This window comes from Paenibacillus sp. GL_099_B (genome assembly GCF_057835695.1).
In genome coordinates, this window is record NZ_CM174430.1 from 1,924,847 (window position 1) to 1,949,877 (window position 25,031).

General features: G+C 47.4%; 17 protein-coding genes and 2 tRNA genes. 17 read left to right on the forward strand and 2 right to left on the reverse strand.

Annotated features, from left to right (window positions below; translation table 11 throughout):
• The first annotated feature begins 246 nt into the window (after nt 1-246).
• The 13 genes from AC3ITG_RS09030 to zapA all read left to right on the forward strand — a co-directional run bounded on the left by AC3ITG_RS09030 (nt 247) and on the right by zapA (nt 18,859).
• The gene (locus tag AC3ITG_RS09030; protein ID WP_024628323.1) at nt 247-663 is read left to right on the forward strand and encodes a hypothetical protein; all 417 of its coding nucleotides are present in this window, start codon (nt 247-249) and stop codon (nt 661-663) included.
• A gap of 442 nt (nt 664-1,105) precedes the next feature.
• Nucleotides 1,106-2,209 carry an ATP-binding protein gene (locus tag AC3ITG_RS09035; RefSeq protein ID WP_413376822.1) on the forward strand — a complete coding sequence of 368 codons (1,104 nt, stop codon included), beginning with the start codon at nt 1,106-1,108 and terminating at the stop codon, nt 2,207-2,209.
• A 126-nt stretch (nt 2,210-2,335) separates the two neighbouring features.
• Entirely contained in the window at nt 2,336-3,304 is a 969-nt protein-coding gene (locus AC3ITG_RS09040; protein ID WP_413376824.1) for an AAA family ATPase, read from the forward strand.
• A gap of 3 nt (nt 3,305-3,307) precedes the next feature.
• Nucleotides 3,308-4,423: a DUF58 domain-containing protein gene (locus AC3ITG_RS09045; protein ID WP_413376826.1), complete on the forward strand. Its 1,116-nt coding sequence runs from the start codon at nt 3,308-3,310 to the stop codon at nt 4,421-4,423.
• The gene (locus AC3ITG_RS09050; protein ID WP_489253525.1) at nt 4,420-5,736 is read left to right on the forward strand and encodes a DUF4129 domain-containing protein; all 1,317 of its coding nucleotides are present in this window, start codon (nt 4,420-4,422) and stop codon (nt 5,734-5,736) included. Before AC3ITG_RS09045 ends, AC3ITG_RS09050 begins: the two co-directional genes overlap by 4 nt.
• A gap of 83 nt (nt 5,737-5,819) precedes the next feature.
• On the forward strand, nt 5,820-6,776 hold the full coding sequence (locus AC3ITG_RS09055; RefSeq protein WP_090895136.1) for an aldolase catalytic domain-containing protein: 957 nt from the start codon (nt 5,820-5,822) through the stop codon (nt 6,774-6,776).
• A gap of 404 nt (nt 6,777-7,180) precedes the next feature.
• Nucleotides 7,181-9,307 (forward strand): bifunctional diguanylate cyclase/phosphodiesterase, encoded by a 2,127-nt coding sequence (locus AC3ITG_RS09060; protein ID WP_413376831.1) that lies wholly within the window; start codon nt 7,181-7,183, stop codon nt 9,305-9,307.
• 142 nt (nt 9,308-9,449) lie between these two features.
• Nucleotides 9,450-9,523: transfer RNA gene (locus tag AC3ITG_RS09065), tRNA-Pro, on the forward strand.
• A gap of 11 nt (nt 9,524-9,534) precedes the next feature.
• A tRNA-Gly gene (locus AC3ITG_RS09070) sits at nt 9,535-9,605 on the forward strand.
• A gap of 483 nt (nt 9,606-10,088) precedes the next feature.
• A complete protein-coding gene (gene abc-f / locus AC3ITG_RS09075) occupies nt 10,089-11,981 on the forward strand; it encodes a ribosomal protection-like ABC-F family protein (RefSeq protein WP_413376833.1) in 1,893 nt (630 codons plus the stop codon).
• A gap of 458 nt (nt 11,982-12,439) precedes the next feature.
• The gene (gene pheS / locus AC3ITG_RS09080; protein WP_024628331.1) at nt 12,440-13,474 is read left to right on the forward strand and encodes a phenylalanine--tRNA ligase subunit alpha; all 1,035 of its coding nucleotides are present in this window, start codon (nt 12,440-12,442) and stop codon (nt 13,472-13,474) included.
• A 72-nt stretch (nt 13,475-13,546) separates the two neighbouring features.
• Complete coding sequence (gene pheT, locus AC3ITG_RS09085) at nt 13,547-16,000, forward strand: phenylalanine--tRNA ligase subunit beta (protein ID WP_489253526.1); 2,454 nt, start codon at nt 13,547-13,549, stop codon at nt 15,998-16,000.
• Nucleotides 16,001-16,138: 138 nt separating this feature from the next.
• Complete coding sequence (gene zapA / locus AC3ITG_RS09090; protein WP_489253527.1) at nt 16,139-18,859, forward strand: cell division protein ZapA; 2,721 nt, start codon at nt 16,139-16,141, stop codon at nt 18,857-18,859.
• A 104-nt stretch (nt 18,860-18,963) separates the two neighbouring features.
• Here the strand turns inward: zapA and AC3ITG_RS09095 are convergent, their stop codons facing one another.
• The gene (locus AC3ITG_RS09095) at nt 18,964-19,347 is read right to left on the reverse strand and encodes a cytochrome C oxidase subunit II (protein ID WP_413379540.1); all 384 of its coding nucleotides are present in this window, start codon (nt 19,345-19,347) and stop codon (nt 18,964-18,966) included.
• Nucleotides 19,348-19,563: 216 nt separating this feature from the next.
• Nucleotides 19,564-19,929 (reverse strand): phage holin family protein, encoded by a 366-nt coding sequence (locus tag AC3ITG_RS09100; protein WP_053780442.1) that lies wholly within the window; start codon nt 19,927-19,929, stop codon nt 19,564-19,566.
• A 187-nt stretch (nt 19,930-20,116) separates the two neighbouring features.
• On the opposite strand from AC3ITG_RS09100, the gene AC3ITG_RS09105 reads away from it, so the two are divergent.
• The 4 genes from AC3ITG_RS09105 to AC3ITG_RS09120 all read left to right on the forward strand — a co-directional run bounded on the left by AC3ITG_RS09105 (nt 20,117) and on the right by AC3ITG_RS09120 (nt 25,006).
• Nucleotides 20,117-22,486, forward strand: a complete 2,370-nt coding sequence (locus AC3ITG_RS09105) for an endonuclease MutS2 (RefSeq protein WP_489253528.1) — start codon at nt 20,117-20,119, stop codon at nt 22,484-22,486.
• A 72-nt stretch (nt 22,487-22,558) separates the two neighbouring features.
• A complete protein-coding gene (locus AC3ITG_RS09110) occupies nt 22,559-22,978 on the forward strand; it encodes a DUF350 domain-containing protein (protein ID WP_236703290.1) in 420 nt (139 codons plus the stop codon).
• Nucleotides 22,979-23,098: 120 nt separating this feature from the next.
• Entirely contained in the window at nt 23,099-23,665 is a 567-nt protein-coding gene (locus tag AC3ITG_RS09115) for a hypothetical protein (protein ID WP_489253529.1), read from the forward strand.
• A 126-nt stretch (nt 23,666-23,791) separates the two neighbouring features.
• Entirely contained in the window at nt 23,792-25,006 is a 1,215-nt protein-coding gene (locus tag AC3ITG_RS09120; protein ID WP_413376844.1) for an MFS transporter, read from the forward strand.
• The last annotated feature ends 25 nt before the right edge of the window (nt 25,007-25,031 follow it).

A 25,031-nucleotide genomic window follows, 5' to 3' on the forward strand; every position in this document is an offset into this window, starting at 1 on the left:
CAGGGACGTAAACGTGGTAATGATGTAATAGAAGAAAGCCTTCATTTTATCTCTGGAAAGAGGAATCGAAGGGCCTCAAGGCGAATAGGGTATGGAAACCCGGTAAATATTCCGGTGCTCTGCATTTATAATTTGTACATGAATGTGATACACTGATGGAACTATTCCTTTTTCGGAAGTGCTTGAAGTGTACGGGACTGCTATCCATTAAAAAGTCTCGGCACGTTATAAGGAGGGTGAACAAAAATGAGTTACTGTTGTGGGGCAAGTATGGTGGGAACAAAGGGCACGCTGAAGCATTACCGCACCCAGGTTCATAATGTTCCCCTGCTGTTTTGTCCGGTGTGTCACCGGGTAGAAGTGCATTATAAAGTGGAAAATGAATATGAAATTTTGGCTGAATATGCGCATGGAGATGGTGCGTCGGAGATTGATTTTCAAGATTACGTGACAGAAGATGAAGATGCGATTTTTGAAAATTGCGTGAATCGTGAAAGCGAGGATGCTATGGTCATTGTGCAGCGTCAGATCGACATGTCTCTGGATCTACTTCGTCTTGCCAAGGAAATGAAGGATGAGAAGTGGGAAAGCGAACTCAAGCGTCGCTTAGCCGTCATGAGTCAGCGCAGACTCAAAATTCAGCATAACAAGAGTGGACTATAGATTGAATTTAATTATTTAAAATTTAAACTATACGAACGAGGCTTATTCGCTAATCGAGCGAAAAAGCTTCGTTTTTGTTGTATATAGAAACTAATTCACGGTTTTTCTTAAAATAATTTCCATTCGACACTTTCTCCGATTGACTCCCTTCTATAAACTTGTCTATGATAAAAACAGACTTGCAAAAGAGGCGGAGCAAAAATGTTCGTGTTTGGGAATAGGAGAAGGTTAGAATGGAACAGACGTATAATGTTTTCCGGATCGACTCTTGGTTACCCGGAATAGACCAGCTTGGGTTCCGGACATGCCATCCATATTTTCGGCTCTGCCCCCTAATGAAAGGGCACCGGTAATGAAAAATAAAATCGGCCCTTCCTGTTTCTGTGATGATATGATGTCCGAATGGCAAGTTTATCATTTACGTGAAAAGGAGGAACCTGACATGATTAGTGAATTTCAGGATACAGTGCCTCGACCAACGAATGGATTCCCGCCTGTACATCTGGATAACAACAAGTATGAGAACGTCCTGGAACATCTGGATAGCGGTATAATGTTGTTTGACAGTAACGGTGTATTGACGTTTATTAACGTTCAGATGGCAAAATTGTTGGAGCTTCCTAGGAGTCTATTGAGCGGCTGCACCCTGATGCAAATGTTGCATCATCCACAGATGAGCCGATTCAAGAAAAAGAAAATTTTACGCATCTATCGGGAAACTATCTTTCATCGTAAGCGCTATCATGAATTGATTGACGAGTATGGCAGGCATTGGCTGGTTACAGTAACGTACGGGGATCAGATGGATGGGGACTTCCTCTTCAGTGTGAAGGATGTTTCCGATTATAAACAAATTGAGCAGACCGCTTATCAAAATGACAAACTTGCAATGTTGGGGCGGATTTCGGCATCTATTGCCCATGAGATTCGCAATCCTTTGACGGCTATCCGCGGATTTATCCAGTTGCTTCGTCCTCATTTGTTGCAATTGGGGAAAGACGAGTACGCTCGAATCATTCTAACGGAGATTGACAGGGCGAATGACATTATCTACGAATTTCTGAATTCCTCCAAACCGTCAGCTCCTCAGAAGACCATTATGTCTGTTGACTCTTTGCTCAAAGAGGTGGTCTTGCTGACCGAAAGCGAAGGATTAATGAAGGGGTGCGAGATAACCCTGGATGAAGCAGAAGTCCCGTTAAATGTGTCCATTGATGTCAAACAGATTAAGCAGGTAATTTTGAATATGGTTAAAAACGCAATGGATGCTATCGAGGATGTGGGCGAAGAGCACACTGGCTTGATTCAGATCTCCACGGGAACCGAGAACAAGTATGTGCAGATCTCCATTGCTGATAATGGACAGGGGATGGACCACAACACCCTTGTCCGCCTGTTTGACCCGTTTTTCACCACTAAGGAGAGCGGAACAGGGCTGGGACTTTCCGTGAGTTACCGCATTATCAAGAATCACGGAGGCACCATCTCTGTGGATAGCAAAAAAGGGGAAGGCACCCGATTCATCATCATGCTTCCATTGGTGTAAAGACAAGATCACTGCGAACAGGAATTGGCTAATCGCCGGTTCCTGTTGTTTTTTGTTGGGACGATTAGGGTTATAGTTAGAATGAATGCGAATACATAGCTCAATTTACGGGAGGTAGAACCAATTATGAATATCCAGGGAATGGAACAAATGAACAAACAGCTAATGGACCATGTAGGAAAGATCATTGTGGGAAAAGACCATACGATTGAGCTTGTGATGACAGCCATCATTGCTTCAGGACATGTCCTACTGGAGGACGTGCCCGGTACGGGAAAAACCTTGTTGGCAAAATCAGTAGCATCTTCACTGGATTGTATCTTCCAGCGTATTCAATTTACACCGGATCTGTTGCCATCTGATTTGACGGGTATTCATTTTTTCAACCAAAAAGAAGGTGACTTTGAATTCAGACCTGGCCCCCTGTTTGCCAACTTGGTGCTGGCAGATGAGATTAACCGGGCTACACCACGTACCCAGTCCAGTTTGCTGGAGTGTATGGAGGAACGGCAGATTAGTATTGATGGTTCGACCAGACAGCTGGAACGACCGTTTATCGTCATTGCCACACAAAACCCAGTAGATAACCAGGGAACTTTTCCGTTACCGGAGGCACAGATGGATCGTTTCATGATGAAGATCCGAATGGGCTATCCAAGCAGTGAAGAAAGTGTGGAAATTCTGAGACGTACGGTAGCGAGCCGTTCTGTTGCCGATCTGTCCGCTATCATTAGTCGCGAGCAGCTGCTTGAGGCACAGAGCACTTATACATCGGTCCAAATCGACGAAGATCTATTGCGATATATTATCCGTCTGACAGAAGCGACTAGGCAACATCCCGAGCTTTCACTGGGCGTAAGTCCACGAGGAGCTCAGGCGTTGCTCAAGGCAAGTCAGGCCTGGGCTGCTTTACATGGCAGAGACTTCGTTCTCCCTGATGATATTAAAATATTGGCGGAGCCCGTGCTAGCCCATCGACTTGTATTCCGCAACCGGGTGAGGCAACAAGATGGCTTGGCGGAGCGTATTATTCAGGAACTTCTGAGCCAGACTGAAGTGCCGACGGAGAATCTTGCTACAGGCAGCGGGCGATAACATATGGCATTACTATGGCTAGTCATTGTCGGAGGCATTGTTATTGGAGTACACGGCATATGGTTCGGCCGTCCGGCTTTACGCAAGCTGAAGTACACCAGACAATTCAGCAAAATGCGTTGTTACGCCGGGGATGAGCTGGAGATGGTTGAGACGATTGCGAATGAAAAACGAATATCGGTTCCATGGCTCAGACTTGAAGCTATGATGCCAGTTTCATTTGTATTCCGTTCCGGCTCGGGCATGGATATCAGTCAGGGAGATATTTATCAGAATCATAAAAGTATCTTTACTTTGAAACCGTTTACCCGTATTACGCGCAAGCATCCTTTTGTATGCAGCAGACGTGGGATCTACACGTTAAACACTGTAACTATGACCGGAGGGGATCTATTTGGCCTCTGGCGTACTTCGAAGCCAATTCCCGTTCATCTGTCGATGGTTGTATATCCTTCACTTGTTCATGCGGAGGATCTGCCTGCGATCTATCAGGTATGGCAGGGTGAGGTTGAGGTATCCCGTTGGATTGTTGAAGATCCTTTTCTGATTCTCGGGGTACGACCGTATGGTGCGGGTGATCCGATGAACCGTATTCATTGGAAAGCGAGTGCACGCACAGGAGAATTGCAGGTTTATAAGCAGGGATGGACTGCGGACCCTCAATCCTGGATTGTGGTTAACATTCAGGAGTCAGCAGACATGTGGAGTGTCGTTACCCGCCCGGAGATGATCGAACGGGCACTTCGTTATGCGGCAACAGCAGCGGTAGATGCGATTGGAAGAGGATTACCCGCAGGGTTTGCTCATAATGGTTATCGTGTGAGTGGAGGGCGCGATCCATTACGGATTGAGCCGGATTACGGCAGTCCTCATCTGGAAATGTTACTGGAAGCTATGGCAGAGACGGAGCTGAAATGCATGGTTCCCATGGAGCAGTTCCTGAGTGATGAAGTAATACGGAATGAAGAGGCTCAGCAGGTTCGCAGTTATCTCTTAATTACGTCCTATGTATCTCCAGCTATGGAACATGAAATTGCGCGTTTGCATGAGCAAGGCCACCGTGTGACCATACTCCCAGTAGAGGGCGGGAAAAGCGATTCCAAGGCGGTGAGTGCATGAATGAGTCCAACAGCAACAGCACCAAAGAAAAACTACTTTTATCCATATCAGCCGTTCTGTTGATTGGGGTATATTTCTATCCGCTTTTAACGCTGACTTCCCTTTATACAACGGGATATTTGCCATACACATTAATGGCTATCTTTGTTATTGCTGGCTGGTTAGGTCAGTGGGTACAGCACAGGTTACCAACCATCAGCGAAAAAAACACGTTTATTCGATGGGGTGCAGCATTGCTAATGGGACTGTTGGTCTCATTGGTTATCGCACTAGTACGGGCATTTCCTTTACCTGAGTTGCTGACGGCAGTGGTATGGGGTGTTATTTCAGCCTATATTGGGTTGAATTTTCAACCTGTCTTCCGTTCGATTTTGATTTGGCGCTTGCAGATTTGGGGTGTAGTCAGTGCAATTGTGCTTAGTGGGGCGGCCAATGGAATTGAATTTATGCAACCTCTTCTTGCTTACACCGGAACCATATATGCAGCGGGAGTAATCGGTTTTGTTGGCTGGCTAGTAGGCCAGTACAGTGTGCAGCTGGATCGTGCGATATTAAATGATGGCTCAAAAAGGATCGTGTTACGTGAGTTTGCCCGGGCGAATCACCAGCGTCTGTTATGGATGCTGATTGTAATCGCTGGAATTGGTGCTTTTCCCAGTCTTGTTGCCTGGCTAGGACCATTGCGTGACCGTCTGCTTGCTTGGATCAGAGGTTTAATAGGCTCGAGTTCCAATCCGGAACCTCCTATTACGCCTACAGCTCCAAATGAACCGCCAATGATACCTGAAGGGATGGAACCAGCAGGGGAACCCTCTATTTTCTGGGATATCCTGGGTTGGGTAGTCATGGGGGCTGTCGCAGTTGTGATCTTGTGGCTTATCCTGCGTTTGGGGCAGAAGGCGATAAACAAACTTATGGAGCGTTTCAAAGGGCTGATGCAGCCCGGTCAGAAGAAGGTAGAACCCCGGACGGAGTATGTGGACATTAGCGAAACGTTAGAGGCGCCTGCAAAAACGCGCAAATCCTGGTTCAGCAAGAAGGAGTCGCTGCCTTCACAGGAAGCTGAACGTGTTCGATTTTATTATCGAAAGTGGATCGACAGAGCTGCACACCGGGGCGTGCATATACAGGGTGCACATACGCCACTGGAGGCTGCGGAGACGATTGTTCAGCATGGAGCCAGAGAAGATGACCAGAAGCTCTCTGCAATGCTACCAGATACCTATAACGCTGTGCGCTATGGGAAGAAATCTCCAGACGATTCCGAGATGAGTGAGATTGATCGGATATGGAAATCTTATCGAAGTAAATAAGTCGGGAATCCCTTTACTTTTCTTGTTACGTTCAAGTATCATGAGAGGAATACACAAGTTGGTCAGAAAAGGAGCAGACATTAATGAAGACAAATCATTGCAAAATAGTAGATTGTACAATCCGTGATGGCGGATTGGTAAATAACTGGGACTTTAGCGTGGACTTTGTTCAACAGCTCTATGCTGGATTGAATGAAGCCGGCGTTGATTATATGGAAATTGGATACAAAAACTCACCTAAGCTCTTGAAAGGTGCAGAAGAAGCAGGACCATGGCGTTTTCTGAATGATGATTTCCTGCGCAAAGTTATTCCGCAAAAAGGTAACACCAAACTGTCTGCACTCGTTGACGTTGGACGTGTGGACGAGAATGACATTCTGCCACGCAGCGAAAGCATGCTGGATCTGATCCGTGTAGCTTGCTACAGCAAAGATGTAGACAAGGCACTTGCTCTGGTTCAAACATTCCACGATCGTGGATATGAAACAACGCTGAACATTATGGCATTGTCTAATGTTATGGAAAATGAATTGCTGGAAGCATTTGAACTGATCAAGGAAAGTGCTGTGGATGTTGTATACATAGTAGACTCCTATGGAAGCCTGGATCATAACGATGTGAAATATCTGGTGGAGAAGTTCAAAACTCATCTGCCGAACAAACGTCTTGGCGTTCACACACACAATAACATGCAACTGGCGTTCTCGAACTCGTTGGTAGCAGCTGAGCTTGGCGTTGAACTGCTGGATGCCTCCGTATACGGTATGGGACGTGCTGCAGGGAACTGTCCGACTGAACTGCTTGTTGCTCATTTGAAAGGCACGAAATACAATCTTCGTCCAGTACTCGGTGTATTGGAGCAATTGATGGTCCCTCTCCGTGAAAAAGAAGAATGGGGTTACATTTTGCCTTATATGATTACAGGTACATTGGACGAGCATCCTCGCTCGGCGATGGCACTGCGTTCGTCGGAAGACAAAGATAAGGTTGTTGATTTCTATGATAAATTGACAACACCAGAAGTGAATTTTGACAAATAAGCTTGTTGCATAATTCTTGAAATTGACTTCCAGTCATCAAGAGAAGGGATCTAATGCGTCTATGACTTTAGCGCTTTAGCGTTTTAAGTCGAATGGTGCAGATGTGGCGAAAATTAGTCTAAAATACAGTTGCAATTTAAAAAGACATGGACTCCAATGGGGGGTTCATGTTTTTTTTAGTTCTTATTGCCTTGTTTTTCTACATATCTATGAATAAATATTCCTAGGAGTGCTCATTTTTTTTGTTCACGTCTGCGGAAATAAATGTTATTATGTACCAGATAGCATGTATTCGCATGTGAATTGAACGTTGGTAGATATAAAAATGTCGAATATTGTAACAATGTAGATTTATATCGTTAAAGTTATTTCAGGATAGGTGATCCCGGGAAGGAAAACACGGCATGAAGGCTAATCAGCAAGATCAGAGAAAAATAGGTTGGGTCGCGATAGGCGGCTTATTGTGTTTCCTCGCAAGTCAATGGTTTCGTTCCTCTGCAAGCTCTGATCTGATCATATCGGGTTACCCGGTTTTGACACTCTTGGGTGGCTTCGCTGCAGCAGCGGCCTGTATCGGCATTTATAATCAAAGCTGGTTATTTCAGACTCAAAGACTGACCCTCCGAAGGGTCCTTATGACTACGCTGTTTTTATTGATTGGTTTGTTTGAATTAGTTCACATCGTTTCTTTTGCCGAAGAAATGCCAAATGGCGCGATGGTGGAGTCGGAGTTCTCGCTGAAGATGATGTCGCTTGGATCTCTTGTTTGTGCGGCAGGTTTGCTGTTCATATATGCAGTTAACGAGAGGGAAATTGCGTTACCACGCAAATTTTTAATCTTCAGTGGAACACTCGGTGTTTTTGTTGTTTTGTATACAGTGGCAATTCAGGAATGGGCTGTACTGCCGACCTTGCTGGAGGGGAATGTGCTTGGCGGCATGTTTACCCGAATTCATTTTCTGATCGGAATCCTGTATGGCGTGACTGCGGTCGTGTTATTTGTTCAATGGAAAAAAGGCAAAGATGGTGATCTGCCTACCATCCTTTGTGCAATCCTCTGTTTTTTCTTTGGAGAATGTTACTTTGTCTCTGCTACGAAGATTAATGATCTCAATCTGTTGCTAGGTCTGTTAAGCGATTGTTTGGGCTATTTCTTCATCCAGAAGGGATTGTATTCGTCTGTGGTGGATACGCCTTTTCTCAAACAACAGGTGGCTGAAGCGAAAATGAACTTTATTGCTCATCATGATGATGTGACAGGGCTACCGAATCGCCGTCGTCTTTCTCAGCGACTGAAAGTGATGATGGACGAGGCCATGGTGGAGGAGCAGCTTGTCGGCGTACTGGTATTGAACATTAACCGATTCAAAACGATTAATGATTCACTGGGTCAACAAGCGGCTAACCGTGTACTTCGTCAGGTTGGACAGCGTTTGAAGCATTCTTCGCTCCCGGGAGAGGAAGTGTTCGGACTGGGAAGAGATGAATTCGTGCTGACAATGACAGACTTCTGCACAACAGATACGGCGTTGCGGCGGACAAGATCGATCTTGCAACTGTTCGAAAAACCTGTAACGGTAGATGGGAACGAATATCATCTCACGCTGGGTATAGGTATGGCGATATTCCCGCATGACGGAGACTCACCTGAAGAGATCATCCAGAATGCGGATACGGCGCTGCATAATGCCAAAGAGCAGGGAGTGGAGCTAAACCGATATGCCCATGCGATGCAGATGAAAGCCCAAGAACGTTTGCAGCTTGAGAATGATTTGCGCAAAGCGCTAGATCGTGGGCAATTCTATCTTGTGTATCAGCCGCAGGTTAATCTGGCTAGTGGTTTGATTGTGGGTATGGAGGCTTTGGTGCGTTGGCAGCATCCGCTTAGAGGGTCAGTATCCCCTGGGGAATTTATTCCTCTTGCTGAGGAGAGTGGGCTGATCGTGCCACTTGGAGAATGGGTATTGCGTGAGGCCTGTACACAGAACAAGCGATGGCAAGAAGCGGGTTACCGCAAGCTTTGTGTATCGGTTAACCTGTCCATGAGACAATTCAGGCATTCCCATCTGCTGGACAGCATCAGCGGCATTCTCAAGGAGACAGGCTTGGAACCTGTGTGGCTTGAGCTGGAGATTACGGAGAGCATGACGTTTGACAAGGATCGTGCGTTCGAGCAGTTGCGCAAAATTAAGGAAATTGGTGTGCACATCAGTATTGATGATTTTGGCACCGGGTACAGTTCACTGCATTATTTGAAAGATCTGCCGATTGACCGTCTCAAGATCGACCGTTCCTTTGTCAATGAAGTGATGGAGGATAGCAATAACGCGGCAATTGTGTCGACCATTACCTCAATGGCTCATCACCTACAGTTGAAAGTGACGGCTGAGGGCGTTGAAAATGAGGACCAGCTTTCGTTTCTTCGTGATCAGCATTGTCATGAGGCTCAAGGGTACTTTTTCAGCAAACCGATTGTGGCAGCAGATTTTGAAAAAAAATTTTTGAGAGATGTGGATAAACCCACGGGGTAAGGATAGACAGGGGCGTGGACACGCTTCTGTCTTGTTCTGTTTCGAAATGTTAGGGGGGAAATGGTAAAAAGAAGTTGCAAGCGTTGGATGATCATGGTATATTAATTTTGTGAAATTCATGTAAATGTTCCTCGGAACTTGACGGGACGTAGCTCAGCTTGGTAGAGCACCTGGTTTGGGACCAGGGGGTCGCATGTTCAAATCGTGTCGTCCCGATCGTCATTCGCGCGGGTGTAGTTCAATGGTAGAACTTTAGCCTTCCAAGCTAATAGCGTGGGTTCGATTCCCATCACCCGCTTAACTAATGCAACACCTGAAACCCTTGTGAAAACAAGGGTTTTTCTTTTTCTAGAAGTTAGTTTAATCTAAGTCATGTTTGAATGGAGAATATCACTGACTCCGAATTCAAAACCTTTGCTTTTCCTCCATCATCTGGTACAATAACGGAGAAATCGATACTAGACATGAATGAGAGGTAACCATACGTCCCATGAAGTAAAACACATGAATTGAACCCCAGTAACTGCAGAGAGTTTATGACGCAGTCAGCCAAAAAAAGCGGCTGAGCAATGAGGGGATTCGTGTGTCCAAATTCAGCTATGGGATCAGGTATGGAAACAGGCAGGCTGTTCTGGCTTGTGTGTACCCTTTTAGGGGTTCTTTGTTCATACTGTGGGGTATCTTATGCTTGTTTTTTGACGCTTTATCCAATCCTGAATTGCCAGACCGCCGGCTGATGCCAGCGGTTTTTTATTTTGAATTGCAGGAAGGATGAGGCCTCATGATGACAATGGTACGCCTACATGAAGTATCGAAAGAGTGGAACGGGAATGAGTTGTTCGCAGGATTGAATCTGGAAATAAATGAAGGTGAGCGGCTCGCCATTCTGGGTCGCAACGGCTGTGGCAAGACCACCTTATTACGCATAATTCTTGGAGAAGAAGATGGTGGTGGACGCATCGAACGCCACATTCCGCAGCAGGAATGGGGTTTCATGCGCCAGCGCTCCTTGATCAAGCCTGAGATGAATGTGCTTGATGCCGTCCGGCAGGAAAGTGGACGGATCTACGAGGTGAAGCGTGACCTGGAAGAATTAGAACAACGTATGAGCAACAGTGGAGCCGCAGATGAGCAGCGGCTGCTCGAAGCTTATACGATAGCGATGGAGCAATATGAGCAATTGAACGGGTATATGTGGGAGACTGAAGTAGAGAAGGTACTAACGCGACTGGGGTTATCGTCGGAACATTGGATTCGGCCGTATCATTCTTTGAGTGGTGGGCAAAAAACGAAGGCCCGTCTCGCAGGACTATTGGTCAGTAAACCCAAATTTCTGATTCTGGATGAACCGACGAATCATCTGGATGAAGAGAGCATGCGCTGGCTTGAAGAATGGCTTTCCGCCTATGCCGGAACATTGTTGTTTGTCTCTCATGACCGGACCTTTATTGATGAGGTTGCAACGGGTGTCATCGAGTTTAGCCCGGATGCACTAACCAAATATAAGGGGGGCTACACTGATTACAAAGGCCATAAGGAACGGGAATTGCGTGAGCAGGAAGCAACCTATCGCAAACAGGAGCTGGAACGGAAAGCGCTAGAAGAGACGATCCGCAATTATCAGCAGTGGTTTCATCAGGCTCATAATTCAGCAAGCGATGTGGAAGTGAAAATAACTCAGAGCTTTTACAAAGCGAAAGCCAACAAGAACATTTCCCGCTACCATGCCAAGCAAAAGCAACTGGAGCGCCTGGAGAAGGAACGCGTGGATAAACCCCGCGAAGCTGCAAAATTGAACATGGAGCTGCAAGTGAACACGCTGGCTGCCCGCCAGCTCCTTGCATTGGAAGACGTAAGCTTTGGTTATCCGGGAAGCCCAACATTGCTTCACAATCTCCGGATTGCGGTCGAACGTGGAGATCGTCTTGCCGTACGTGGTCCGAATGGCACAGGCAAGACGACACTGCTCAAATTGATGATTGGAGAGCTGGAACCATCCCAGGGTAAAGTGACACGACATCCACAACTGAAGATCGGTTATTTTTCGCAAGAGCTTGAGGGGTTACCGGAAAGTGAGACACTTCTGGATAGTTTGCTCAGTCTTCCATCCATGACACAAAGTGCTGCACGTACCATTCTCGGATGCTTTTTATTCTCAAGAGATGATGTGTTCAAGCGTATTGGGGATTTGAGTATGGGAGAAAAGTGCAGAGTTGCATTCCTGCGGTTGTATTTCGGGGGATCTAACGTGCTGGTGCTGGATGAACCGACCAATTATCTGGATATTGATACACAGGAAGTAATGGAGAATATATTGAAGCAGGCATCCGGAGCACTGGTTCTCGTATCCCATGACCGCATGTTGACCAAAGTACTCGCCAGTCGCTTGCTTGATTTAGAACCCGGTGGGAAGGCTACACTGTATGAAGGTGGAGTGGAGGATTGGGAGCAATCCATCAAACTGCGAGAGTCCGCCCTTGAGGTTCGGGAGTCAGATGATGAACGGCTGCGGCTTGAAATGCGTTTATCCGAGTTGTTATCTCCCATGAACAGTGCGGGCAATGATATGTTGACTAAGCCTGATGATGTAATTGAACGGGCGGCTGAAGTTGCGGAGGTTCGCGAAATTCAGCGTCGTTTGAAACAGTTGCACGAGCTGCGAAAACAGAAGTAATCGATTGACGAAGCTTATGCCGTTTTACTTTTTGGCTTAACGTTTGATCATGCGGCTTTACGGCTTGCTATTTCGAGCGATTTTGCATATAATAATGGACGATCATCAGTAAATTTGAAGGTTTATCTGACATGCAAACGTGATGATGGAGACAAGTAAGCAGTGCCTCTGGACAGGGAGGAAGCGCCGTAGATTGAGAGCGTTTCTGTAGAACAAGGCTGCTGAAATTCACTCCGGAGCGGTTCCCTGAACCATATCTTGCGATTCATCGCATGAGTCAGTAGGGGGTAACGGTTAACGGTCGTTATTCCGTATAGAGTGAGGCAAACATGTTGCAGGCCGGAAGGGCTGGGCAGCATTGAATGTCTAACAAGGGTGGTACCACGGTCTTTTCGTCCCTTCAGGGGAGAGAAGGCCTTTTTTTGTTGCATTAAACCACATAAAGGGGGCATTTACACATGAAAGAACGTTTGGAGGCATTAAAGATCGAAGCGCTGGAGCAACTGTCTGGCGTGAACGATCCACAGACGCTGAGTGATCTGCGTGTAAAGTATTTGGGGAAAAAGGGTGCATTGACCGAGATTTTGCGCGGTATGGGTGCGCTTAGTGCAGAGGAACGTCCGGTGATTGGTCAGGTTGCCAATGATGTTCGCGGCGCGATTGAAGAAGTCATTGACAGCAAGCAGGAGCAGTTCCAGAAGGAAGAGACGGCGAAACGTCTGCAATCCGAGAAAATTGATGTGACCCTGCCAGGACGTCGCGGACGTCAAGGTGGACTGCATCCACTGACCAAAGTGGTACAGGAAATCGAAGATATTTTCATCGGTATGGGATACCGCGTAGCGGAAGGTCCTGAGGTTGAAATGGATTATTACAACTTCGAAGCACTGAATCTGCCGAAGAACCACCCGGCGCGTGATATGCAGGATTCTTTCTATGTAACAGAAGACCTGTTGATGCGTACGCATACGTCCCCGGTTCAAGTTCGCACTATGCAAAGCATGAAAGGTGAAGTGCCTGTTAAAGTCATCTGTCCGGGTAAAGTATACCGTCGTGACGATGACGATGCGACGCATTCGTTCCAGTTCAATCAGGTTGAAGGTTTGGTTATTAGCGAGAACATTCGCATGAGTGACCTGAAAGGTACCTTACTGCAATTCGTACGCGAAATGTTCGGTTCACACACTGAAATTCGTCTCCGTCCAAGCTTCTTCCCGTTCACCGAGCCAAGTGCTGAAGTGGATGTGACTTGTGTGCAATGTGGTGGCAGTGGCTGCCGGGTATGTAAACAGACAGGTTGGCTTGAGATTTTGGGCGGCGGTATGGTTCACCCGAAAGTGCTCGAGATGGGCGGTTATGATCCGGAGAAATACAGTGGGTTTGCATTCGGAATGGGCGTAGAGCGTATCGCCATGCTGAAATACGGCATTGATGATATTCGTCATTTCTACAACAGTGATATGGCGTTCCTGAAACAATTCGGACGACTGTAATTACCGAAGTAGCATACAGGGCGAACGCCCTTCATTTGCAACACCAATTCATAGATTAGGAAGTGAACGTCCATGAGAGTATCGACAGATTGGCTGTCTGATTATATCGCGCTGGAAGGCGTGGTACCGCAGGAGTTGGCAGAGAAATTCACCCGTGCGGGGATTGAGATTGATGTAGTGGAGAACCGGAACCAGGGCGTGAACAAAGTGGTTGTTGGTTACGTGAAGAGCAAGGAGAAACACCCTGACGCTGATAAGCTGAATGTATGTGTGATTGATGCCGGACAGGAAGAAGATCTGCAGATCGTATGTGGTGCGAAAAATGTGGATGCCGGTCAAAAGGTAGTCGTTGCCCTGGTAGGAGCGAAGCTCCCTGGTGGACTCGATATCAAAAAAGCCAAGCTGCGCGGCGTTGTATCCCTTGGCATGATCTGCTCTGCGAAAGAACTGGGCATGAACGACAAGTTGCTGCCGAAGGACCAACAGGAAGGCATTCTCGTTCTGCCAGCACAAACGGAAATTGGCACACCAATCAGCCAAGTACTTGGTCTCGATGATCATGTTCTTGAACTGGACCTGACACCGAATCGCTCCGACTGTCTGAGCATGCTGGGTGCAGCTTATGAAGTAGGTGCAATTCTCGGTCGTGAAGTGAAACTGCCTGATCCAACTCAAAAGTTGGTGGAAATCGGTGATGTGGCTGCGAATCATATCTCGGTTGAGATTACGGCTGGCGAACAATGCAGTCATTATGCAGCCCGCTATGTAACTGGCATCAAGCTCGGAGCTTCCCCGCAGTGGATGCAAAACCGTTTGATGGCCGCTGGCATTCGTCCGATCAATAATATCGTTGACATCACGAACTATGTCATGCTGGAATACGGACAGCCGCTGCATGCTTTTGATGCAGATAAGCTGGAGAAGGGCCACATTGAAGTGCGAATGGCCAAAGAAGGCGAAACGATCGTGACGTTGGATAGCCAGGAGCGCAAGCTGGAGCCGCATATGCTGCTCATTACGGATGGCGTGAAACCGGTAGCCATCGCGGGTGTTATGGGTGGCGAGAATTCCGAGGTAACGGAAACCACAGTGAATCTGTTGCTGGAATCCGCCAAGTTCGACGGCGGAACTGTTCGGAAAACGTCGCGCCAACTGGGGCTGCGTTCCGAAGCAAGCATGCGTTTTGAGAAAGAAGTCGATCCGGCTGCTGTCATTACGGCATTGAACCGCGCGGCTGAATTGATCCAGCGTTATGCGGAAGGCGAAGTTCATCAGGGGATCGTGGAAGCTGGAACAGCCGCTGCGGATAAACATGTTGTGCAGCTGTCGCTGGATAAACTGAATCGCTATCTGGGAACCGAGTTGTCCCTGCTTGAAGTGAAAACCATTTTCGCTCGTTTACACTTTGCGTGTGGTGATGCGCAGCAGGGTCTGCTTGATGTTGAAGTTCCTAGCCGCAGAGGGGATATTACACTTGATGTGGATCTGTTTGAAGAGATTGCCCGTCTGTACGGATACGACAATATACCAACCACGTTGATCGAAGGACCAACAACACCGGGTGCTTACACGCGTTCGCAAGCAATGCGCCGTACCATTCGTGGCCTGTTTGCAGGTAGTGGCTGGCAGGAAATGATCAGCTATTCATTTATACACCCGGATAAAGTATCCTTGTTCCCTGCTCTGACAGAAGGCAGTAAAGCCGTGAAGCTGGCTATGCCAATGAGTGAGGATCGCAGCGTGCTTCGTAAGAGTATTTTGCCGCAAATGCTGGATGCAACGGTGTATAACATGAACCGCAAGCATGATTCACTGGCTGTATTTGAAGTAGGCAGTGTATTCTTCACTGAAGAAGAAAAGCTGACGAAGCAACCGCATGAAATTCCGGTCCTGAGCTTGTTGCTCACCGGAAATCGTGCATCCCAGCAGTGGAATGTGGGAGTAGAGAAAGTGGACTTCTTCGATCTGAAAGGTGCACTTGAGAACCTGTTCGCCTATGTGGGCCTGGAGCAGCGCATTCGCCTGGTAGCAAACAGCCCAGAAGGTTTCCACCCTGGTCGTTCCGCATCGGTATACCTTGAAGCGAAAGATGGCGGAGAGGGCAAACTGATTGGTACGATGGGTCAATTGCATCCTGAACTGCAACAGCAATATGATTTGAACGATGTATACCTCGCAGAGATCGGGCTCGAAGCTATCTATAGTGAAGCGGATGCGGATATCCGTTATCGTGAGCTTCCACGATTCCCGGCAGTTGAGCGGGATATCGCAGTTGTTGTGAGTGAAGATATCGAAGCTGGGGATATGCTGCGTTCGATTCGTGAATCTGCTGGCGAACTGTTACAAACCGTACAGGTATTCGACGTGTTCACAGGCAGCAAGTTGGGTGAAGACAAGAAGAGCGTAGCGATGGCTCTCGTTTATCGCAACCGCGAACGTACTTTGACTGATGAGGAAATTACCGAGGTTCATGCTCGTGTTGTTGCTCGTCTGGAGGAGCAATTTGGAGCCGAATTGCGTAAATAGAACATAAGTCAATTTTTTGAACAAAGATTAGCAGGAATTGCTTGAAGTCACATCGAATCCTTAGCATTAGAGGATCGATGTGACTTTTTTTGTTTTACAGCTTAGAATCAACATACAGACTTAAAGGAGGGCACAACTGTGACTACACCTGATCGTACACGCGTCACCGTAGAGATCTACGGGACTTCCTATAAACTGGTTGGCAGCAGTGCCGACTATATGAAACAAGTAGCTAACCTGGTGGATGAGCGAATGAGCGCCATCTCCAAACATAATTCCCGACTGGATACCCCGCGTATTGCAGTTCTGGCAGCTGTACATATGGCTGAGCAGTCTCTTCAGACTCAGGAAATTCGGAATGAGCTGAAAATGCTGACCGGTGAACGTACCGAAATGAGAAATGAACTCAATCGGCTGAATGCCATACAAAATGAACATCAGCAGGAACTGGAACGCAGGGACCAAGAACTCGCTGAAGCAATGAAACTTAAGGCTGAGGCGGAACAGGCCATCGCGAAACTCCAGAAGGATCAGCAGGCAGAAGTAGCCAAGCTGAATACATTACTGGAGCAGGAACGCGCTCAGGCAGCAGGTCGCGAGCAAAAGCTTCAGGCTCAAACTGCGGCGCAACTGAAAGCGGCTGAGGAGAAGGCACAGGCGCGTCTCAAAGAAGCAGAAGAAAAAGCAGCGAATCAAATCAAGAATGCACAGACTCAGGCGGCAGCTCAGCTGAAGGAAGCACAGACACGTTCAGCAAATGAGTTGCAGCAAGCCCAGGCCAAAGCGGCTGCACAATACAAGGAGCTACAGGATAAGACGGCAGCTCAACTGAAAGAAGCAGAAGCTCGGGCCGTGGCAGAACGTCAAAAAATTGAGGTGCAGGCCGCACAGCAAGTACAAACAGCGAAGGAACAAGCAGAAGCGGCAATTTTGTCTGAATTGGAACAAGCAGAGGCCCAATTGCAAAAAGTTCAGGAAGAAGCACAGCTTCAATACAGTGAACTTCAATCCGAGATGGAACAGCGTATACAGCAGGCAGAGCAAGCTGCCGCGAATCAGGCTCAAGAACTGACTGAAAAAGCAAAAGAAGAACAAGCTGTACTGCAGCAACAAGCAGAGCAGAAGCGACTGGCTGAGATTGAACAGCTGAATGCAACGTTCAAGGAGGCATCCGAACAGGCGGAATTGGAATGGATGGAAAAAGAAGCGGCTTATGAAGAGCAGCTTCAGCAAATCCATGAAGCAGCCCAGACTCAGGCGAAAGAAGCTGCGGCAACTGCTGAGGCTTTGCTGCAAGAAGAGCAAGGCAAGCTGAAGCAGCAGTTGGAAGAAGAACGTAAACAGGCCAAATCGCGCTTAACCGATGTTGAAGGCCAATTAGCCGAGGTACGTAAGCAGCTCAAGAATGCTCAAGAAGTTGTTGTAGATCAGGAGCTACAACTCCAACACGAGCGTAGTCAAACAGAAACGCTGCGCAATGAACAAGCCGTATACAAACAGGAACAGGATGTTCAGCTTCGTCGAATTACGGAATTGGAGCAGCAACTGGATCTATTGAAAGCAGATAGTGCTCAGCTGACTGAACAACTTCGCAACACAGAAGCTGAGGCAGAACATTTCCGGGAAGCGGAACAGCAATGGAAACAGCAGTACAACGAGACCGTTGAACGTGAATCTTCTCTGACAGCACAACTGCGAAAAGTACAGGATCAGCACGGTCAGCTTGAACAGGAAATCAAGAAACTCCGTGAAGCCGAAGTGAAGTCCGAGGATGAGCAGCGCAGGTTGCAAAAAGTGCTTGAGCAGGCCCATGCGGCAGTACGCACATTGCAACATGAACTTGGTGCACTGACGCAGAGCGAGCAGTCTTGGAAAGAGCAGGCTGAACAACGTCTGATCGAGATCGGTGAACTGGAGACACAGGTACTTGAAGCTGCAGAACAGAATGAAACGTTGGAGTCTGGTGTACAGTCCCTTCATGATGAATTATCCGTTGTTAAAGAAGAAGCTCGTCACGCCAGCGAAGAAGCAGAACGTTATCTTGCGCAAGCTGGTCGTCTGGAGTTACAACATAAAGAGCTTGATGGTGAATTGAATGAAGCTCGTGAAGAACTGAACAAGCTGCAGGAAAATTATAAACAAATCCGTAAGGATTATGGTGATGCACTGCAGCGTGAAGAAGACTATACTCGCAAGCTGAATGAGATGAGCGAAGAAAAGAAAGAAATCGTGCGTGCGCTTGAAGAATCCAGGCAGAATGCTAATCAGCTATCTGGGCGTATCGATGAACAAGGCAGCTTACTGACTCAGACAGAAGAAGAAGCACTTGAGTGGCAGATTAAGCATGAAGAATTGTCTGCCAAACAGGCAGAGCTCTCCTCTCGCCTGAAAGAGCTGACTGATCGGGAAGTTGAGCTAAGCTCAAGAGTAGAACAAGCGGAACAACAAGCGGAACAACAAGATCAGGTTTGGCAACGTCGTGCAGATGAATGGGCGGCTCAGGAACAGTCCTGGCAGGATCGATGGACTACACTGGAGAATGAATTGAATCTCTGGCAGAAAGAAAGTGCTGCCAGTGTGGAGAAGGTAGAAGAGCTGGAACACGAGCGGCAGCAGCTTGCCCAGCAGCGTGCGGAAGCAATCGAAGAAAAGCAGACGATGGAAAATGAACTGCTGGATATCGGTGAGCGGTATGAACTTGCGGCCAATCAGTTACGTTTGCTGCAGGTTGAACGTGAAATGGAGCAGGAGAAGGCGGAGCAACTGAATACAGATTACCGCCAATTGCGGGATGAATATACGAAATTGCAGACGGAATATAACGAATGGATTGAATTGATTGAGCAGGATCAGACCTAGCTGATGATTATGTCATAACTGGAATCCTGGACAGCGCACTCTTGTACAATTTGTTATAATGAAGAAAGAGCTCCCGTCGCTACGGGGGCTCCTTGTCTTGAACACTATTCTTCAACAATAATTTTGGAGATCATACTGCTGTGACCGCTTCCGCAAAAGACAGAACAGGACATTTCAAATTCCCCTGCTTTGTCGGGAGTAATCACTTTGGAACTGTTCTTGGTATCCAGCTGAAGGTTCAGCTCGGGCACGAGTACACCATGGTTTCCGTTTGCATTTTCATAAACAATCTTAACCGGAACACCTTTTTTCAAATGGTATTCAGGTTGGTCAAATTCATAGTTGCTTGCTTTGATTACCAGTTCTTCGCTTGCAGTTGCGCCCGAATCGGACTCACCGTTTGATTCTGCGGATTGTCCAGTTCCTCCACATGCTGCAAGAACCAGGATCAACATACAGGCTGTAAGCCATGCCATACCTTTCTTCATCATATGCCTCCTTAAAAAGCGTGATATGGATAAAATTTGAATGATTTCTCCAGTCATCATACCGCAAATTGACGATGCCTGTACATGCTGCCTATGTCGTTTTTTTGAACATCAGCATGCTCACAACCTAAAAAAATAAACCTCATCAGGCGTTTAAGCCATCAGAGGTTTAGGGGAAGCCAACAACAGTGTTATGGGGAGTTGGTACGTTGGAGCCTATGCGTGATCTTTGGATCTTCTTCCGGCATCAAAAGGGGTGGAAACCGGGATGAACAGATCGATGATCCCAATGACCAATGCAGCCAGAACTGCACCAAGCAGACTGACATGTACATGATCTACGACATATTGACCAATCCAGATCACCAGTGCGCTGACGATGAAGCCGACAATACCGCGGCCAAAAGGGTTAACCCTTTTACCGAAGATGCCTTCAACAACCCAGCCAAGCAGAGCGATAACCAGAGCAAGCATCAGTGCGCTCCAGAAACCACCTACGGCGAATCCGGGTACGATCCAGCTGACGACCATCAATACAATTGCGGCGATGATAAATCGCACGACATGTCCCAGAAAATTCATGATGTTATACCTCCTTTATTCAGATCGAATTGAGCATTGTACATCCTGTTCAATGGCGAGGTTGCACAATCCTGACACCTGTAGTTTGCGGCGCTTTGTCCCAAGTTATGTGTGGAAGGATTCGTTAAATAGCGCTAGAAAGTTTCTTTCGTTATAATACAGTTATAGTTTGGAAGGAGTTGTACCCTTGGACACGAAAATTTTACACACATTGGAATATCGCAAAATTTTAAATACATTGCAAAGCTTTGCCCAGACTACGATGGGGAAAAGGAAAGCGGACCAATTGGAGCCGATCAGTGAACTGGAAGAAGTGAAGAGACTGCTCCAGCAAACAGATGAAGCTTTTACGTTTGATCGTCTGAAAGGCTCTCCATCTTTTGGGGGAATTGTGGATATCACCGCTTCGATCAAACGTGCCGAAATAGGGGGCACGTTGAACCCTCAAGAGTTACTGGGAATTTCCAACACTACCTTGGCAGCACGTCGATTGAAACGTCAGATCGCTGCGCTCCACGACGATGAAAAGGTGGAATCGATTTTCTATATCAGCGATCAGTTATCTGAGCAAAAAACGCTTGAAGATGCGATTCGTATCTGTATTGACGACAATGCCGAAGTCTCAGATAGCGCGAGCGTAACACTGGCGCAGATTCGTCGTGAGCTGCGCGGCGGTGAAGCTCGCATCCGCGAGAAACTGGATTCGATGATTCGTTCTTCGACGGTATCCAAAATGCTGCAGGACCAGCTGATTACAATTCGGGGAGACCGTTTCGTGATTCCCGTTAAATCGGAGTACCGCTCGTACTTTGGCGGGATTGTGCATGATCAATCCGGTTCGGGAGCAACTCTGTTTATTGAGCCAGAATCCATCGTTGCGATGAATAACAAATTGCGTGAGACCCGGATCCGGGAAGAACGCGAAATTGAAGTGATTTTACAGAAATTAACGGCACTTGTCAGTGAACAGGCAGAGTGGTTATTGTATGATGTTGACTTGCTAGGCTCTCTGGATTTTATTTTTGCCAAAGCACGTCTTGCCCGTGAATTGAAAGCCACATTGCCACGCATGAATGACCGCGGGTTCATCAAGCTCAAGAAAGGGCGCCATCCGCTAATCTCGATTGAAAATGTGGTGCCAACCGACATTGAACTCGGCAACGATTATACGTCCATTATTGTAACGGGTCCAAATACGGGTGGTAAAACGGTAACGCTCAAGACCATTGGATTGCTGAGTCTCATGGCGATGTCTGGTTTGTTCGTTCCGGCCGAAGACGGCAGCCAGCTATGTGTATTTGATGCGATTTACGCGGACATCGGTGACGAACAGAGCATTGAACAGAACCTGAGTACATTCTCCAGCCATATGACGAACATCATTCGGATATTGAAAAACATGACGACCAAAAGCCTGGTGCTGCTTGACGAACTGGGGGCAGGTACTGACCCGGCTGAAGGGTCTGCGCTGGCGATCTCCATTCTGGAGCATATGCATCAGACCGGATGCCGTATGGTAGCAACAACGCATTACAGTGAGCTGAAAGCTTATGCTTATGAACGCAAAGGTGTTATTAATGCCAGCATGGAATTCGACGTTAATACACTGAGCCCAACCTACCGACTTCTCGTTGGGGTGCCGGGACGGAGTAACGCGTTCGCAATTGCGGAGCGACTGGGTCTGCCAGGATACATTCTGGATTACGCCCGTGGCGAAGTGAAAGAGGAAGACCAACGCATAGAGCATATGATCGCTTCCCTGGAAGAGAACAGGCTTACTGCTGAGCAAGAACGTGAGAGTGCAGAGCGTTTGCGCCAGGATATGGAGAAATTGCGCAGCCGTCATCAAGCCGAACTGGAGAAGCTGGAACAGCAGCGTGACCGCCGCATTGAGAAAGCGGAAGAAGATGCCCGCAACATTGTGGACAAAGCCAGAGCAGAAGCCGAGAAGATTATAGCCGATCTTCGCCAGCTCGCCATGGAAGAAGGCGCATCCGTGAAGGAGCACAAACTTATTGCTGCTCGCAAACAACTGGATGAAGCAGAACCAGAGAAACGCAAGAAGACGGTTAAGCGCACTGCAACGGCAACAAAGTCTCGGGCCATCGGCCCGGGCGACGAAGTACTTGTCTACAGTTTGAATCAAAAGGGTCATGTGGTGGAGATGTCAGGCAGCAAGGAAGCCATAGTTCAATTGGGGATCATGAAAATGAAAGTATCCCTCAATGACCTTGAATTACAGCAGTCTGCACCATCAGAAGCAAAACCGAAGCAGAAACCGGTAACGGGCATGAAACGAACTCGCGATGACAATGTGAAGAGTGAACTGGATTTGCGGGGTACGAATCTGGAAGAAGCCTTGATGGAGACAGACCGTTTTATCGATGAAGCTTTCCTTGCTAATCTGGGTCAGGTTTATATTATTCATGGTAAAGGAACAGGGATTTTGCGATCCGGTATTCAGGATTATCTGCGTAAGCATAGACATATAAAAAGTTACCGGCTGGGCAATTACGGAGAAGGCGGAAACGGTGTGACCGTCGCAGAATTGGAATAGCCCGACCAAGAATCAAAGAAGTTCTGCCTCCTGAGTGAATTCAGGCAGCAGAATGGGGAAGGGGAACGATGAGTGAAAGGGACGATTGACCAATTGCTGTCTCATCCCTTAGGGATGGTGCTCGGATTTTTCTCCGTAGCGATTATGGAGCTGCTTGTATTTCTGGCTTGCTTTGAACTGGTGACCAAGTACAAATGCTGGCATGAAATCAAGAAGGGCAATGTGGCGGTTGCGATGGCTACAGGAGGCAAGATCTTTGGAATCTGCAACGTGCTTCATTTCTGCATTCAGGCCAAATCATCGGTGTATGAAGCTATGACGTGGTCATTTGTAGGATTTGTCCTTCTGCTCATTGCATATTTTCTATTCGAGTTTCTGACACCGGTTTTCTCCATTGACAAGGAGATTGAAGCGGATAACCGGGCCGTTGGATTGATATCCATGATTATTTCCGTCTCGTTGTCATTTGTTATTGGCGCGAGCATCATGTAGGGGGACCGTTCATGAAAATATTGATACGGATTCTGTTTGCTGCATCGATTGTATTTTTTGCCATAGGCGTCATTTATGTGTTAAACACATGATTATCTGAAAGAGAAAGGTTGATTCAATATGGAACCAACAGTATGTCCATGGTGCCACACCGAGATTGTATGGGATGAGGAGCTAGGTCCTGAAGAAGAATGCCCTTACTGTCACAATGAATTAAAGGGATATCGTACACTAAACATCAATATCGGTGATGAAGAGAACAATGAAGCCGAGGAAGACATCTATGATATGGATGATGACGAGGACGGTGAACAAACTACGGATCTCGCCAATCTTTGGGGAGATGAAGTAGAGCTGAAATTGCCAGAGCTTCGTACATTGACGAAGTATGCGGATGAGGGCAATGATCTGATACAATACGAAGAAGGCGTGGAGAAGCAGCTTGATTTGCAAGAAGAGGTGCCGGAATGCCCTCACTGCCGTGAATTTATGATCCTCACGGGCACACAGAAGGCAACCAAGGATTCCTTCAATCCTGTCGCCAATGCCGTCTCTGGTACGGACTCGTTGCTGGATGCGCCGTTCTCTGTACAAATGTATGTATGCTCAGGCTGCTTCCAGGTTCAATATAACTTGTCCGAAGATGACCGTTTGCGTCTGATCCAGAATTTGAGTGCGCGGAAATAAGGGGTATAACGTTCTGAAAATATAATATTCCGGGAAATTCATCATGTTTTCCTTCTGCTTGGGGTACGTTAACCCTGAGACCTTGCCTGTGAAGTGCTGACTTCAGGCGGAATAAGGAGGGAGCAGATGAAGATTTCTCTGGGCCGACAATCCATTCTGCTACTAGGCGTGAATGGATTGTTTGTGTTAGCCGGAGCTTTGTCGGGGACGTTTCTGAATGTGTATCTGTGGAAAAGCCGTCCGGACTACGCCATGCTAGGATGGTTTACGATAAGCCAGCAAATTGCACTCGGACTCACGTTTTGGCTTGCGGGGAAGTGGGTCAAGGAACATAACAAAATGAGTGCGTTGCGAGTGGGGACGGGCTTGTCAGGTGTTTTTTACATGCTTGTTTTATGGGCAGGGCCGAAAGCGGTCGACTGGATATGGCCTCTGGGGATTTTGTTTGGATGTGCACTCGGATTGTTCTGGATTGCGTTCAATGTGGTTTACTTTGAGGTGACTGACCGGGAGAATAGGGATCTGTTCAATGGTTGGGTGGGTCTACTGGGTTCCATGACAGGTATCATCGGCCCGTGGTTCTCAGGTCTTATTATTTCACGAATGGTTGACAATTCGGGTTATCGCCTTATTTTTACGGTGTCGTTGGTGATCTATGTGATTGCCGTCGTGTTCAGTTTTTTTCTGAAAAAAAGGGAGGTCAGCGGCACGTACCGCTGGTCTGAACCGTGGCGACAGTTATCTGCAAAAGATAGCGCATGGAGACCGCTTGGCATGGGACTGTTTGCACAAGGCGTGCGAGAAGGCGTGTTTGCCTTTCTGATTGCGTTGCTCGTCTACGTGGCAACTAAGCAGGAGTATAAGCTTGGGCAGTTCTCGCTAATTACTTCTGCCGTAGCTCTGGTGAGTTACTGGGCCGCAGGAAAATGGTTTAAGCCTCAATACCGGTCCAGAGGGATGTTAGCCGGAGCGGTTTTGTTATTCATCGTATTGATTCCTCTGTTATGGCAGGTCAGCTATGGAACACTTTTGATTATGGGAATTGGATCTGCCTTGTCGATGCCGTTGTATATTTTGCCGATGATTTCGGCAGGTTTCGACCTGATGGGGACGAGCGGCGAAAATGTAGAGAAAAGGGTCGAACTTGTCGTATTAAGGGAGCTGTGCTTGATGGTCGGTCGTTTATTTGGCCTTGCTGTATTTATTCTGACTGTCATGAATGGACCTTCGTTACGAACGTTAACCTGGCTTATTGTGGCGCTTGGGGCTTTCCCGCTCATCGGATGGATATTTATGCGCAAAATGTTAGTACATCCGGATCAGCAAGAACCCTCTGCATAGGTAAAAAGGGTACAGTCCAGGGATT